The sequence below is a fragment of the Actinocrinis sp. genome (assembly GCF_035605935.1).
In the GTDB taxonomy this organism is placed as follows: domain Bacteria; phylum Actinomycetota; class Actinomycetes; order Streptomycetales; family Catenulisporaceae; genus Actinocrinis.
In genome coordinates this window covers 1-15,019 of record NZ_DATNGK010000174.1, presented here as the reverse complement: position 1 = coordinate 15,019, position 15,019 = coordinate 1, and the positions used below count along the sequence as shown (strand labels likewise).

Below are 15,019 nucleotides of genomic sequence, written 5' to 3'. Positions count from 1 at the left end.
ACGGCCTAAGCTTGCCTGAGCGCACCCGCGCGGCTGTGCCACGCATCGCGCCATGACGCCGTACCGCACAGTCCCCGATCGAGCGCGCCCGCGTGGCGCTGGAGAGCGGAAGTAGAGCAACCGGATGTCTGCACCCAACAAGACCTTTGACCCGGTCGAGGTCGAAGCGCTCAAGCCCGGGGAGGTCGAGCGCGCCCGCGACGAGGCCCTGGCTGCCTTCGCGGCCGCCGTCAACCTCGCCGCGCTGCACGAGGCCAAGATCGCCCACGCCGGGGACCGCTCGCCACTCGCCCTGGCCAACCGTGAGATCGGCGCGCTGCCGCCGGCCGCGAAGGCCGAGGCCGGCAAGCGGGTCGGACAAGCCCGCGCCGCCGTCAACGCCGCGCTCGCCACCCGGCAGGCCGAGCTCGAAGCCGAGCGCGACGCCCGGGTGCTGGTCGAGGAGAGCGTCGACGTCACGCTGCCCTGGAACCGCGCCCCGCGCGGCGCCCGGCACCCGCTGACGACCCTTCAGGAACGCATCGCCGACGCGTTCGTGTCGATCGGCTGGGAGGTCGCCGAGGGCCCCGAGGTCGAGTCGGAGTGGATGAACTTCGACGCGCTCAACATCCACCGCGACCACCCGGCCCGCACCACGCAAGACACCTTCTTCGTCGAGACCCCCGGCGCGAACGAGGACACCGACTCGCTCGTCCTGCGCACGCACACCTCCCCAGTGCAGATCCGAACGCTGCTCACCCGCAAGCTGCCGGTGTACGTGATCTGCCCGGGCCGGGTCTTCCGCAGCGACGCCCTCGACGCCACGCACACCCCGGTCTTCGGCCAGATCGAAGGCCTCGCGGTGGACGAGGGCATCACGATGGCCGACCTGAAGGGCACCCTCGACCACTTCGCCACCGTGATGTTCGGCGACGGCATCGACACCCGGCTGCGCCCGAGCTACTTCCCGTTCACCGAACCCAGCGCCGAGATGGACCTGCGCTGCTTCGTGTGCCGCGGCGAGTCCGTGGGCAACCCGGACCGGCCCTGCCGCACCTGCAACTCCGAGGGCTGGATCGAGTGGGGTGGCTGCGGCGTGGTCAACCCTCGGGTGCTGCGCGCCGCGGGCGTGGACTCTGACCGCTACAGCGGCTTCGCCTTCGGCATGGGCCTCGAACGCACCCTGATGTTCCGCCACTCGGTCGCCGACATGCACGACATCGTCGAGGGCGACCTCCGCTTCACGCTTCCGTTCGGGGTGGAGATCTGATGCGCGTACCGCTTTCCTGGCTGCGCGAGTACGTCGAGCTGCCCGCCGGGACGACCGGCCGCGACGTCGCCGAGCACCTGGTGCGCGCCGGGCTCGAGGTCGAGACCGTGCACCAGTCCGGCCTCGGCCTGACCGGACCGCTCCTGGTCGGCTACGTGCTCGAGATCGAGGAGCTGACCGGCTTCAAGAAGCCGATCCGGTTCTGCCAGGTTCAGGTCGGCCAGAACCCGCAGGACAGCCGCGGCATCATCTGCGGCGCGACCAACTTCGCCACCGGAGACAAGGTCGTGGTCGCGCTGCCCGGCGCGGTTCTGCCCGGCGAGTTCAAGATCACCGCGCGGTCCACGTACGGCCACGTCAGCGACGGCATGATCTGCTCGGCCCGCGAGATCGGCCTCGGTGACGACCACGCCGGGATCATCGTGCTGCCGGACGAGTGCGAAGTGGGCGCGGACGCGGTCGAACTACTCGGCGTGCGCGATGAAGTGCTCGACATCGCCGTCACCCCAGACCGCGGCTACTGCCTCTCCATGCGCGGCATCGCGCGCGAAGCGGCCATCGCCTACGGCACTGCGCTGCGTGATCCGGCGCTGCTCGACACCCCCGCACCGACGCGTACCGGACACCCGGTGCGTCTGCTCGACCCCGCCGGCTGCGACCTGTTCGTCGCGCGCGCGGTACGCAACATCGACCCGCTATCGCCGTCTCCGCTGTGGATGCAACGGCGTATTCAGCTCGCCGGGATGCGCCCGATCTCGCTGATCGTAGACATCACCAACTACGTGATGATGGAGATCGGCCAGCCCCTGCACGCCTACGCGGCCGACCGGCTCACCGGGCCGATCACGGTACGCCGCGCGCAGGCCGGGGAAATCCTGGAAACCCTCGACGGGCAGCACCGCAAGCTCGATCCCGAGGACCTGGTGATCGCCGACGCGTCCGGCCCGATCGGCCTGGCCGGAGTGATGGGCGGCGGCGCTACCGAGGTACAGCCGACGACCACTGACGTGCTGGTCGAGGGTGCCCACTTCGACCCGGTCGTGATCGCCCGCGCCGCCCGCCGACACAAGCTGCCCTCCGAGGCCTCGCGCCGGTTCGAGCGCGGCGTGGACCCGAACGCCGCGGCCGCCGCGGTGCAGCGGGCCGTGGACCTGCTGGTGCTGCTCGGCCAGGGCGAGGCCGACCCGGCGGTCACCGTCGAGTCGACCCGCCCGGCCGCGGCCGAGCAGATCGTCATCGACGCGACCCTGCCGGGCCGGGTCGCGGGTCTGGAGTATTCGCGCGAGATCGTCGCCGGGCGGCTCCAGGAGATCGGCTGCACTGTCGAAGGCGCGGACACGCTGCGGGTCATCCCGCCGTCCTGGCGGCCCGACCTGACCGACCCGAACGACCTGGCCGAGGAAGTCATCCGACTGGAAGGCTACGACCGGCTTCCCTCGACCATGCCGCAGGTTCCGGCGGGTCGCGGGCTCACGGTCAAGCAGCGCTACCGCCGCCGCGTCGGGCGCGAGCTGGCCGGCGCCGGGTATGTCGAAGTGCTCTGTTACCCCTTCGTTGGGCAGAAGGACTTCGACCAGCTCGGCCTTCCCGAGGACGACTCGCGCCGTACCACGCTGCGACTGCTTAACCCGCTATCCGATGAGCAGCCGGAACTGCGTACCACGCTCCTGCCTGGTCTGTTGGCCACGCTCCGGCGCAACATCGGACGCGGTTTCAACGACGTGGCGCTGTTCGAAACCGGTCTGATCTTCTCGCCGAAGCCGGGAGCGGTCCCGCCGCCGCGCCTGTCCGGCGAACACCGGCCCAGCGAGGAGCAGCTCGCCGCGCTCGACGCCGCGCTGCCCAACCAGCCGGCGCATATCGCGGTCGTGCTGGCCGGCCTGCGCGAACCCGCGGGTTGGTGGGGTCCGGGCCGCCCCGCGGCGGCTGACGCCAATTCGACCTTGTGGGCTGACGCGATCGAGGCCGCGCGCTCGGTCGCCCGGGCCTGCGGCGTCGAATTGGACGTGACGCAGGCTCAGTACGAGCCCTGGCACCCCGGCCGATGCGCACGACTGCTGGTCGACGGCCGCGTCGTGGGCCACGCGGGCGAACTGCATCCGAAGGTGCTGACCGAGCTCGGTTTGCCCCCGCGCACCAGCGCAATGGAGCTCGATCTCGACGCGCTGATCCCGGCCCGCGACCTGCCGGTCCAGGGGCCGCTGGTTTCCACCTTCCCGGTGGCCACGCAGGATGTGGCCCTCGTGGTGGACGACGGCGTTCCGGCGGCTGCGGTCGAGTCAGCGCTCACGCGTGGCGCCGGCGTGCTGCTGGAGTCGATCAACCTATTCGACGTCTACCAGGGTGAGCGCATCGGCGAGGGCAAGAAGTCGCTGGCCTTCTCGCTGCGTTTCCGCGCCGCCGACCGGACGCTCACGGTGGAGGAAGCGACCCAGGCCCGAGACGCGGCGGTGAGCCTGGCGACGGAGCAGACTGGGGCTGTATTGCGCGGCGCCTGACGGGCCGTCAGTTGGAGTGCGCCCGGTTGTGCCCCTGTCTTCTCATGAGGCAGGGGCACGACTGTTCGCCGAGCCGCTGACGTGTTCATTCGTCCATTCGAGTGAGATCCTGATCAGTGGTGGCATATTCATTCGCACTGCTGTATTGTCATGCACATGACGATCCGGATCGCGGTCGCAGGAGCGACCGGCTATGCGGGCGGGGAGATCCTGCGGATCCTCCTCGGCCATCCCGCCGTGCTCGACGGGCGCGCGCAGCTCGGAGCGCTGACCGCATGGTCGAATGCCGGTTCGCCACTAGGCGAGCACCAGCCGCACCTCGGCCCGCTTTACGATCGCATCCTCGCCCCGACCGACACCGCGAACCTCGCCGACCACGAGGTGGTGTTCCTCGCGCTGCCACACGGCCAGTCCGGCGCCGTGGCGCAGGCGCTCGGCCCGGACGTGCTGATCATCGACTGCGGCGCTGATTTCCGGCTCGCCGACGCGGCGGCGTGGACCCGGTTCTACGGCTCGCCGCATGCCGGGACCTGGCCGTATGGCCTGCCCGAACTGCCCGGCGCCCGAGCGGCGCTCAGTGGCGCGAAGCGGGTCGCGGTGCCCGGCTGTTTCCCGACCGTCGCGACACTCGCGCTGTATCCGGCGCTGGCGGCCGGCCTAGCCGCGCCCGAGGTCGTCATCACCGCCGTGACCGGCACATCAGGCGCCGGCCGCTCGCTCAAGCCACATCTGCTCGGCTCCGAAATCATGGGCAACGCGTCGGCGTACCAGGTCGGCGGCATCCACCGGCACATCCCGGAAATCGTCCAGAACCTCGGGACAGCTGTCGGTACGAACCCGGCCGGCCCGCAGGAGGCCCCTGATGCGGCATCGATCGGATCCGGCGGCAGCGGCTCGGGCCGCGTATCGGTGTCCTTCACCCCGGTGCTTGCACCGATGCCGCGCGGCATTCTCGCAAGCTGCACGGCGCCCGCGCTGCCCGGAGTAACCGCACAGGAGCTGCGCGCCGCCTATGAGAAGGCGTACGCCGACGAGCCCTTCGTCACCCTCCTGCCTGAAGGTCGCTGGCCGCAGACCGCCGCGGTGCTCGGCTCCAACGCGGTGCAGCTTCAGGTGACCCTCGACGAGGCCGCGGGCCGGGTCACCGTGATCGGCGCGGTCGACAACCTAGCCAAGGGCACCGGCGGCGCGGCCGTGCAGTGCCTCAACCTCGCGCTCGGCTGGCCCGAAGGCTCGGGTCTCACCACGATCGGAGTGGCCCCGTGACCGCCCAGCCCGCGCCTCAGCCCGCTGATTCGGCGTCAACGGACGCGAACCAGCTTGCCCCGGCCGCCGAGGAAGTCACGGTAGTGGCGCCCGCCGCGGCCACCGGAATCCTGGACGCAGCCGACGCCGCTGCCCTCGCCGCTGAGGTAGCCAACCGACTCCCATCGGCCGGCGACGGCGTCACGGCCGCGCGCGGATTCCGCGCCTCGGGCGTCGCCGCCGGTCTCAAGACCACCGGCGCGCCGGATGTGGCCCTCGTCGTAAACGACGGCCCCTCGCGCGCCGCCGCTGCCGTGTTCACCACCAACCGGGTCAAGGCGGCCCCGGTGCTCTGGTCCCAGGAGGTCGCCAAGTCCGGCCTGGTGCACGCCGTAATCCTCAACTCCGGCGGCGCCAACGCCTGCACCGGCCCGCTCGGCTTCCAGGACACGCACGCCACCGCCGAGCACACCGCCAATCTGCTCGACACCTCTGCCGCCGAGATCGCCGTCTGCTCCACCGGCCTGATCGGCGTGCGGCTGCCGATGGACAAGCTGCTGCCCGGTGTCTCCGCCGCCGTGAAGGAGCTCTCCTCCACCGGAGGCGCCGACGCCGCCGAGGCCATCCGTACCACCGACACCGTCGCCAAGACCGCAGTCGTGGCTCACGAATCGGGATTCGTCGTAGGCGGTATGGCGAAAGGCGCGGGCATGCTCGCTCCGGGCCTGGCCACCATGCTCTGTGTCATCACCACCGACGCCGACGTCCCGGCCGACACTCTCAATCCGACGCTGCGCGCCGCAGTCGCGCACACCTTCGACCGAATCGACTCCGATGGCTGCATGTCCACGAACGACACGGTGCTCCTCATGGCCTCCGGCGCCTCGGGCGTCACGCCGGACGCCGCGCAGTTCGAGGCCGCGGTGCGCGAGGTCTGCGACACGTTGGCCCGTCAGCTGATCGCCGACGCCGAAGGCGCCTCCAAGGAGATCCGGATCGAGGTCGTCCATGCCGCGCACGAGGCCGACGCGCTCGAAGTCGCCCGCTCGATCGCGCGCAACAACCTGTTCAAGTGCGCCATCTACGGCGAGGACCCGAACTGGGGCCGGGTGCTTTCCGCCGTCGGCACCACCTCGGCGCGCTTCGAGCCCGATGAGCTCGCGGTCGCGATCAACGGCGTCTGGGTCTGCCGCGAGGGCGGCGTCGGCGAAGACCGCGAGCTGTGCGACCTGACCCCGCGTCAGGTGCATGTGCTGGTCGACCTCAACGCGGGGGAGAGCACCGCCACTGTGTGGACCAACGACCTGACCAAGGAATACGTGCACGAGAACTCGGCGTACTCCTCGTGAAGACCACCGCGGGCGGCACCCGCTCCCACGAAGCCCTGACCAAGGCCCAAGTACTCACCCAGGCCCTGCCCTGGCTCTCTCGTTTCCACGGCGCGACCGTCGTGGTCAAATTCGGCGGCAACGCCATGATCGACGACGCGTTGAAGGCCGCCTTCGCCCAAGACGTGGTGTTTCTGCGGTACGCCGGCCTGCGCCCCGTGGTCGTGCACGGCGGCGGCCCGCAGATCAGCCGGGAACTGGAGAAGGCCGGCCTCGAATCGACCTTCACCGCCGGGCTCCGGGTGACCACACCCGAGGCCATGGAAGTGGTGCGCATGGTGCTCACCGGACAGGTTCAGCGCGAGATCGTCGGTCTGATCAACGCGCACGGCTCCTTCGCCGTCGGCATCTCCGGCGAGGACGGAAACACGCTGCTCGCCACCCAACGACTCGCGCACGTCAACGGCGAACAGGTCGACATCGGCCGGGTTGGCGATGTGGCCGAGGTGGACGCGAGGCTCATCAACGCTTTGCTCGACGATGGCCGCATCCCGGTGATCTCCAGCGTTGCGCGCGCCGAGGACGGCGGCGTCTACAACGTCAACGCCGACACCGCGGCCGCCGCGCTCGCGGTCGGCCTCGGCGCGGAGAAACTGGTCGTGCTCACCGACGTCGAAGGGCTCTACGCCGACTGGCCAACCTCCGAAGAGGTGATCAGCCAGCTGTCCGGAGACGAACTCGAGAAGCTGCTGCCGAACCTGTCATCCGGCATGGCCCCCAAGATGGAGGCTTGCCTGCGCGCAGTGCGCGGTGGAGTCAAGGCCGCGCATGTGCTCGACGGAAGGGTGCAGCACTCGCTGCTGCTCGAAGTCTTCACTGATGAGGGGATCGGAACCATGGTGGTGTCCGCATGACCATCGCGACCGCCGAGGCGCTGCCCGACCTCCACCCGCACACGGGACTCTCCGCCGCCTGGACCGACCGCTACACCAGCTCCCTGATGAACACCTTCGGGCCGCCGAAGCGCGTGTTCGTCCGAGGCGAGGGCGCGCAGCTCTGGGACGCGGACGGCACCCGCTACCTCGACCTGTTCGCGGGCATCGCCGTCAACGCACTCGGCCACGCGCACCCACTCATCGTGCAAGCGGTCACCGCCCAGCTGACCACCCTCGGTCATGTAGGCAACTTCTTCGCCACTGCCCCGCAGATCGCCCTGGCCGAACGCCTTATCCACCTCGTTGATACGCCGCAGGCCCGGGTCTACTTCTGCAACTCCGGCACCGAGGCGAACGAGGCGGCCTTCAAGCTCTCCCGGCTCACCGGCCGCACCAAGCTGGTCGCGACCGAAGGTGGCTTCCACGGCCGCACGATCGGCGCGCTCGCGCTCACCGGCAAACCCGCCATCCGCGCGCCGTTCGAACCGTTGCCCGGCGAGGTCACCTTCGTCCCCTTCGGTGACACCGCCGCGCTCGAAGCGGCTATCGACGACGAGACCGCCGCGTTCATCGTCGAACCGATCCAGGGCGAGAAGGGAGTCGAACCCGCGCCACCCGGCTACCTCACCGCGGCCCGCAGAATCACCGAACGCCACGGCGCGCTGCTCATGCTCGACGAGGTACAGACCGGCATCGCCCGAACCGGCACCTGGTTGCGCTACCAAGCCGAGGCCGCGCAGAACGGCGGCTGGCAACCGGACGTCATCTCCCTGGCCAAGGGGCTCGGCGGCGGCCTGCCCATCGGCGCCACCATCGCCCTCGGCCGCGCCGCCGAACTGTTCACGCCCGGCACTCACGGCACCACCTTCGGTGGCAACCCGGTCGCCTGCGCCGCCGGTCTGGCCGTGCTCTACGCCATCGAGCGCGACGGTCTGCTGGAAAACGTCAACGTAGTCGGCGCCCGACTGCGTGACGGCATCCTCGGCCTCGACCATCCAGCAGTCGCCGCGGTACGCGGCGCTGGCCTGTTGCTTGCCATCGAGCTGCGCGAAGCCGTCGCGCCCGCGCTCGCCGACGCCGCATTGAACGCCGGATTCATCGTCAACGCGGTCAACCCGCAAGCGATCCGGCTGGCCCCGCCGCTCATTCTCACCGCCGCCCAGGCCGACGAATTCCTCGCGGCGCTGCCCACCCTGCTCGATCCGTTCAACCCCGGGAGCAACTGATGGTCCGCCACTTCCTGCGGGACGACGACCTGACCCCGGCCGAGCAGGCGCGGGTACTTGACCTGGCTGACGCGTTCAAGGCCGATCCGCTCGGCCACAAAACGCTGGACGGTCCCAAAGCCGTCGCAGTGCTCTTCGACAAGCCGTCCACCCGCACGAGGGTCTCGTTCTCCGTCGGCATCGCCCAGCTCGGCGGCTACCCGCTCGTCATCGACGCGGGCAGCAGCCAGCTCGGCCGCGGCGAACCGATCGAGGACACCACCCGTGTGCTGGACCGGCAGGTCGCCGCCATCGTCTGGCGCACCTTCGAGCAGAGCCGGATCGAGGCCATGGCCGCGGTCTCCAGGGTTCCGGTCATCAATGCCCTGACCGATGAGTTCCACCCCTGCCAGATCCTCGCCGACCTGCAGACCATCCGCGAGCACAAGGGCCGACTCGCCGGACTGACCATGACCTACCTCGGTGACGGCGCCAACAACATGGCGCACTCCTACCTGCTCGGCGGTGCACTCGCCGGCATGCACGTGCGCATCGGCACCCCCGCCGACTACCTGCCCGCCCCCGCGATCGTCGCGGACGCCAACCGGATCGCGGGCGAGACCGGCGGCTCCGTCCAGGTACTGCACGACGCCAAGGCGGCGGCCACTGACGCCGACGTGCTGGTCACCGACACCTGGGTGTCGATGGGGCAGGAAGCCGAGCACAGCGCCCGCGCCGAGGTCTTCAAGCCGTACGCCGTCGACGAAGCGGCCCTGGCGCTCGCCGCGTCAGACGCGATCGTGCTGCACTGCCTACCCGCTTATCGCGGCAAGGAAATCGCCGCAGCAGTGATCGACGGACCGCAATCAGCCGTCTGGGATGAAGCCGAGAACCGCCTGCACGCCCAGAAGGCGCTGCTGACGTTCTTAGTCGAACACAGCTTGGTTGAACGCAGCTTGATCGAACCGGGCTCGACCGCCCCCGAAGGCCCGCGACGATGACCAGCGAAACGGACACTCAGGCCGCGCTGAACGCGCTGACCACGGTCAACACCCGCCGCGCCCGCCACCAGCGGATCGCCGACCTGCTCAGCAAGCACAAGGTGCGCTCGCAGACCGCGCTCGCCGAACTGCTTGGCGAGGAGGGTTACTCGGTCACTCAGGCCACCCTCTCCCGAGACCTCGACGAGCTCGGCGCGGTCCGCATCCGGGACCGGGACGGCGCCCTGGTCTACGCGCTGCGCAGCGAAGGCGGCGACGGCGCCCCGCAAATTGCCCGGGACGGCAGCGCGTTAGAAGCCCGGCTCAAGCGGCTGCTCGGCGAACTGCTGGTCACCGCCGAGGGCTCGGCCAACCTGGTCGTGCTGCGCACCCCGCCCGGAGCCGCCCAGTTCCTCGCCTCGGCCATCGACCACGCGGACAATCAGGGCGTCACCGCCGGCGTGATGGGCACCATCGCCGGCGACGACACCGTCCTGGTCATCTGCCGCGAACCGACCGGTGGCCCCGACCTGGCCCGCCAGCTGATCAGCGCCGCACAGCGCGGTTAGAACTCACAGCGCGGCTGACCCGACGAGACAAAGCCCCGCGGAACCAGGTTCCGACCCAAGACCCCGGCACCACGAAGGAGCACCCCATGACAGAACGCGTAGTCCTCGCCTACTCCGGAGGATTGGACACCTCGGTCTGCATCGGCTGGATCGCCGAACAGACCGGAGCCGAAGTGATCGCCGTCGCCGTCGACGTCGGCCAGGGCGGCGAGGACCTGGAGACCATTCGCAAGCGGGCCCTGGACTGCGGCGCGGTCGAGGCCGAGGTCGCCGACGCGCGCACCGAGTTCGCCGAGGAGTACTGCCTGCCGGCGCTCAAGGCCAACGCGCTCTACATGGACCGCTACCCGCTGGTCTCCGCCCTCTCCCGGCCCACCATCGTCAAGCACTTGGTCGCCGCGGCGAAAAAGCACGGCGCGAGCACCGTCGGTCACGGCTGCACCGGAAAGGGCAACGACCAGGTCCGCTTCGAGGTCGGCATCCAGAGCCTTGCCCCCGAGCTCAAGTGCATCGCCCCGGTCCGTGACTACGCCATGACCCGTGACAAGGCCATCGCCTTCGCCGAGGCCAAGGCCTTGCCGATCGAGACCACCAAGAAGAACCCGTACTCGATCGACCAGAACGTCTGGGGCCGCGCCGTCGAGACCGGCTTCCTCGAGGACATCTGGAACGGCCCGATCGAGGACATCTACAGCTACACCGCCAACCCGGCCACCCCGCGCGAGCCCGACGAACTGGTCATCGCCTTCGAAGCCGGCGTCCCGGTCGCCATCGACGGCAAGAAGGTCACCGTCCTGGAAGCGATCGTCGAGCTGAACAAGCGCGCCGGAGCCCAGGGCGTCGGCCGCCTCGACATGGTCGAGGACCGGCTCGTCGGCATCAAGTCCCGCGAGGTCTACGAGGCGCCAGGCGCCATCGCGCTGATCACCGCGCATCAGGAACTCGAGAACGTCACCGTCGAGCGGGAACTGGCCCGGTTCAAGCGCGGCGTCGAGCAGCGCTGGGGCGAGCTGGTTTACGACGGCCTGTGGTTCTCCCCGCTCAAGCGCGCCCTCGACGGATTCATCGAGACCGCCAACGAGCACGTCACCGGCGAGATCCGGCTCTCCCTGCACGCCGGCCGCGCCTGGGTCACCGGCCGTCGCTCCGCCGCCTCGCTCTACGACTACAACCTGGCCACCTACGACTCCGAGGACGTCTTCGACCAGTCCCTGGCCAAGGGCTTCATCGACCTGTGGGGCCTGCCCTCCAAGATCGCCGCCCGCCGGGACCAGAAGGCCTGAGTACCGTGACCGACCGCACCAGCCCGCGGCTGCTCTGGAGCTCGCGGTTCAGCAGTGGTCCGAGTGACGCGCTGGCGGCGCTGTCCGCCAGCGTGCACTTCGACTGGCGGCTGGCGAGCTACGACCTGGCCGGCTCCCGGGCGCACGCCCGCGCGCTGAACCGCGCCGGCCTGCTCACCGACGTCGAACTCGACGGCATGCTCCAGGGCCTCGACAAGCTTCAGGCCGATGTCGAGTCCGGCGCGTTCACCGCCACGTTGGCGGACGAGGACTGTCACACCGCCCTGGAACGCGGCCTGATCGATCGCGTCGGCCCCGAGCTCGGCGGCCGACTGCGGGCCGGCCGGTCCCGCAATGACCAGATCGCGACCCTCGGCCGGATGTACCTGCGCGACCAGGCCCGCGTCATCGCGAGCCTGGTGACGGATCTTCAGCAGGCCCTCGTCGAACAGGCCGAGGCGAACTTCGACATCGCGATGCCGGGCCGCACGCACCTGCAGCACGCGCAGCCGGTGCTGCTCGCGCACCACCTGCTCGCGCATGTCCACGCGCTCGGCCGTGACGTCGACCGGCTGCGTGACTGGGACCGCCGTACCGACAGTTCGCCCTACGGCAGTGGCGCGCTCGCCGGCTCAACTCTCGGCCTCGACCCGCAGGCGGTCGCGACCGAACTGGGATTCAGCGCCAGCGCCGCGAACTCGATCGATGGCACCGCCTCCCGCGACTATGTCGCCGAGTTCGCCTTCGTCACCGCGATGATCGGCGTCGACGTCTCCCGGATCGCCGAGGAGGTGATCCTCTGGACCACACGCGAGTTCCGCTTCGCGGCGCTCGACGACGCCTACGCCACGGGCTCGTCGATCATGCCGCAGAAGAAGAACCCGGATATCGCGGAGCTTGCCCGCGGCAAGGCCGGCCGCCTGATCGGCAACCTCTCCGGTCTGCTCGCCACGCTCAAGGCGCTGCCGCTCGCCTACAACCGGGATTTGCAGGAGGACAAAGAACCGGTATTCGACTCCGTCGACACGCTCACCGTCCTGTTGCCCGCTTTCATCGGCATGATCGCAACGCTCACCTTCCATGGCGACCGCATGGCCGAACTCGCTCCGCAAGGCTTCTCGCTGGCCACCGACATTGCGGAGTGGCTGGTGAAGCAGCGCGTCCCGTTCCGGGAGGCGCACGAGATCGCCGGGGCCTCGGTCCGCTACTGCGAACAGCGCGGCATCGAACTGTCCGACCTGAGCGACGAGGATCTCGCCGCGATCGACGCCCGGCTGACGCCCGAGGTCAAGCAGGTGCTCACGGTCCAGGGCTCGCTCGCCTCCCGGGACGGCCGCGGCGGCACCGCGCCGATCCGGGTCCGCGAACAGCTCGCCGAGATCGGGCAACAGCTGACAGCTCAACGCGAGTGGCTCAGTGCCTGACCCGCTTGATCCGCTGCCGCGCAGCTTCTTCGACCGGCCGGTCCTCGAGGTCGCCCCCGACCTCCTGGGCCGGCTCGTCGTGCACCGCACCGAGGACGGCGATGTCACCGCGAGGCTCACCGAGGTCGAGGCCTACGACGGTCCCAACGACCCCGGCTCGCACGCCTTCCGCGGCCGTTCCAAACGCAACGGCACCATGTTCGGTCCACCCGGCCACGTGTACGTCTACTTCACCTACGGCATGCACTACTGCATGAACCTGGTCTGCGGCCCGCCTGGCCTGCCCACCGGAATCCTGCTGCGCGCCGCCGAGATCACCGACGGCGCCGAACTCGCCCGCAAGCGCCGTCCCACCGCCAAATCGGATCGCGAGCTGGCCCGTGGCCCGGCCCGTCTCGTTGAAGCCCTCGGCGTAACTCGCGGCGACGACGGCGCAGATATCTGCGGCGACGGCCCGCTCACCGTGCATCACGGCACTGCCGCGCCCAAGGAACTGACACGCACCGGTCCCCGCGTCGGCCTTCGCGACGCCCCGGACTTCCCGTGGCGCTTCTGGATCGATGGCGACCCGACCGTGAGTGTCTATCGGCCGCACGTTCCGAAGCGCAGAACCGGTTAGCAATCGCCGCCTCTCATCGGGCAGGCTTGTCTGTGGCGCCGAAACCGGCGACCACCCGGCAAAACCTGACCGCGAAGAGACGGACTGACCGTGACTGACATCGTCGACGAACTCAAGTGGCGGGGCTTGATCGCCCTATCCACCGACGAAGAGGCTCTGCGAAAGGCCTTCGCCAACGGTCCGGTCACCTTCTATTGCGGCTTCGACCCGACCGCGCCGAGCCTGCACATGGGCAACCTGCTCCAGCTCATCACCATGCGGCGGATCCAGGACGCGGGCAACTTCCCGCTCGGTCTGGTCGGTGGCTCCACCGGGCTGATCGGCGATCCGCGGCCTACCGCGGAGCGGGTGCTCAACTCGAAGGAAGTCGTCGGCGAGTGGGTCGAGCGGATCCGCGGCCAGGTCGAGCGCTTCCTCGACTTCGAGGGCGAGTTCGCGGCGCGGATCGTGAACAACCTCGACTGGACCGCACCGATGTCCGCGATCGACTTCCTGCGCGACATCGGAAAGCACTTCCGCGTCGGGAAGATGCTGTCCAAGGACGCGGTCAGCGCGCGGCTCAATTCCGAGGCGGGCATCAGCTACACCGAGTTCTCCTACCAAATCCTGCAAGGGCTGGACTTCCTGGAGCTGTACCGCCAGTACGGCTGCGTGTTGCAGACCGGCGGCAGCGACCAGTGGGGCAACCTCACCGCCGGCGTCGATCTGATCCATCGGACCGAGGGCGTCGCGGCACACGCGTTGGCCACCCCGCTGGTCACCAAGGCGGACGGGACCAAGTTCGGCAAGACCGAGGGCGGCTCGGTGTGGCTTGACGCCGAGCTGACCTCGCCGTACGCCTTCTTCCAGTTCTGGCTCAACGCCGAGGACGCAAAGGTCGGCGAGTACCTGCGGTTCTTCACCTTCCGTGGCAAGGAGGAGATCGAGGAGCTGGAACGCTCGACGCAGGACAAGCCGCATCTGCGCTTGGCTCAGCGGGCGCTGGCTGAGGACGTGACGACCTTGGTGCACGGCTCCGACCAGTTCCGGCGGGTCGAGGCGGCCAGCCGAGCGCTCTTCGGCCAGGGTGACCTGTCAGCGCTCGACGAACGCACGCTCCAATCGGCGCTGGCGCAGCTGCCTACCGCAAAGGTCACCGCACTGGCTCCTTTCTTCGAGCTGTTCGCTGACGCAGGCATCGTCCCCAGCCGCTCGGCCGCGCGCCGCGCGATCCAGGAGGGCGGGGCTTACGTGAACAACGCGAAGATCGAGGACGTCGAGGCGGCGCCGACCGAAGGCGACCTGCTGCACGGCCGCTGGCTGCTGCTTCGCCGCGGTCGCCGTACGCTCGCCGCCGTCGAAGTGGCGCGCTGACGACTGCGGATCTGCGATGGCCCCGGGCGTAGACAGGGTCTTGATAAGCCGATTTGACCACCCGGCGCCCGGGGCCTAATGTTTACCGAGTCGCCACGAGGGGGACGCCGGGCAAACCGGGTCGATCCGACGGGCGGCAGCAGAGGCAAGTACCTATCGGTAGAGGCTCGCAAGGGTCGTTCGCCGGTCAGTGTGTCTGTTTCTTGAGAACTCAACAGTGTGTCGACATTTTTGTCTGTGGTGCCATTTGTTTGTTTGGATGGCTGTTGTCCCGACCCCCGTCGGGACGGTTCAGCTGGGTTTTCGAACTGTTCTTTTTTGGAGAGTTTGA

At 69.3% G+C, this 15,019-nt stretch carries 12 protein-coding genes; all 12 read left to right on the top strand.

Annotated elements, in window-relative coordinates; all coding sequences use genetic code 11:
* The first annotated feature begins 124 nt into the window (after positions 1–124).
* The 12 genes from pheS (at position 125) to tyrS (ending at position 14,688) form a co-directional block, all read left to right on the top strand.
* Positions 125–1,249 carry a phenylalanine--tRNA ligase subunit alpha gene (gene pheS, locus VN779_RS14360; protein ID WP_325723404.1) on the top strand — a complete coding sequence of 375 codons (1,125 nt, stop codon included), beginning with the start codon at positions 125–127 and terminating at the stop codon, positions 1,247–1,249.
* The gene (gene pheT, locus VN779_RS14355) at positions 1,249–3,747 is read left to right on the top strand and encodes a phenylalanine--tRNA ligase subunit beta (protein ID WP_325723402.1); all 2,499 of its coding nucleotides are present in this window, start codon (positions 1,249–1,251) and stop codon (positions 3,745–3,747) included. Before pheS ends, pheT begins: the two co-directional genes overlap by 1 nt.
* Before the next feature lie 156 nt (positions 3,748–3,903).
* Positions 3,904–5,013 carry an N-acetyl-gamma-glutamyl-phosphate reductase gene (gene argC, locus VN779_RS14350; protein ID WP_325723400.1) on the top strand — a complete coding sequence of 370 codons (1,110 nt, stop codon included), beginning with the start codon at positions 3,904–3,906 and terminating at the stop codon, positions 5,011–5,013.
* Entirely contained in the window at positions 5,010–6,341 is a 1,332-nt protein-coding gene (argJ, locus tag VN779_RS14345) for a bifunctional glutamate N-acetyltransferase/amino-acid acetyltransferase ArgJ (RefSeq protein WP_325723398.1), read from the top strand. Before argC ends, argJ begins: the two co-directional genes overlap by 4 nt.
* Positions 6,338–7,234: an acetylglutamate kinase gene (argB, locus tag VN779_RS14340; RefSeq protein WP_325723396.1), complete on the top strand. Its 897-nt coding sequence runs from the start codon at positions 6,338–6,340 to the stop codon at positions 7,232–7,234. Before argJ ends, argB begins: the two co-directional genes overlap by 4 nt.
* Positions 7,231–8,481, top strand: a complete 1,251-nt coding sequence (locus VN779_RS14335; protein ID WP_325723394.1) for an acetylornithine transaminase — start codon at positions 7,231–7,233, stop codon at positions 8,479–8,481. Before argB ends, VN779_RS14335 begins: the two co-directional genes overlap by 4 nt.
* Positions 8,481–9,461 carry an ornithine carbamoyltransferase gene (gene argF / locus VN779_RS14330; protein ID WP_325723392.1) on the top strand — a complete coding sequence of 327 codons (981 nt, stop codon included), beginning with the start codon at positions 8,481–8,483 and terminating at the stop codon, positions 9,459–9,461. Before VN779_RS14335 ends, argF begins: the two co-directional genes overlap by 1 nt.
* Positions 9,458–10,009, top strand: coding sequence for an arginine repressor (locus VN779_RS14325; protein WP_325723390.1), 552 nt, complete (start codon positions 9,458–9,460; stop codon positions 10,007–10,009). The genes argF and VN779_RS14325 overlap by 4 nt, the downstream gene beginning before the upstream one ends.
* A gap of 86 nt (positions 10,010–10,095) precedes the next feature.
* Positions 10,096–11,292 (top strand): argininosuccinate synthase, encoded by a 1,197-nt coding sequence (locus VN779_RS14320; protein ID WP_325723388.1) that lies wholly within the window; start codon positions 10,096–10,098, stop codon positions 11,290–11,292.
* Between the two features lie 5 nt (positions 11,293–11,297).
* Positions 11,298–12,716 carry an argininosuccinate lyase gene (gene argH / locus VN779_RS14315; protein ID WP_325723386.1) on the top strand — a complete coding sequence of 473 codons (1,419 nt, stop codon included), beginning with the start codon at positions 11,298–11,300 and terminating at the stop codon, positions 12,714–12,716.
* Positions 12,709–13,335, top strand: a complete 627-nt coding sequence (locus VN779_RS14310) for a DNA-3-methyladenine glycosylase (protein WP_325723384.1) — start codon at positions 12,709–12,711, stop codon at positions 13,333–13,335. The genes argH and VN779_RS14310 overlap by 8 nt, the downstream gene beginning before the upstream one ends.
* A 90-nt stretch (positions 13,336–13,425) precedes the next feature.
* Positions 13,426–14,688 (top strand): tyrosine--tRNA ligase, encoded by a 1,263-nt coding sequence (tyrS, locus tag VN779_RS14305; RefSeq protein ID WP_325723382.1) that lies wholly within the window; start codon positions 13,426–13,428, stop codon positions 14,686–14,688.
* The last annotated feature ends 331 nt before the right edge of the window (positions 14,689–15,019 follow it).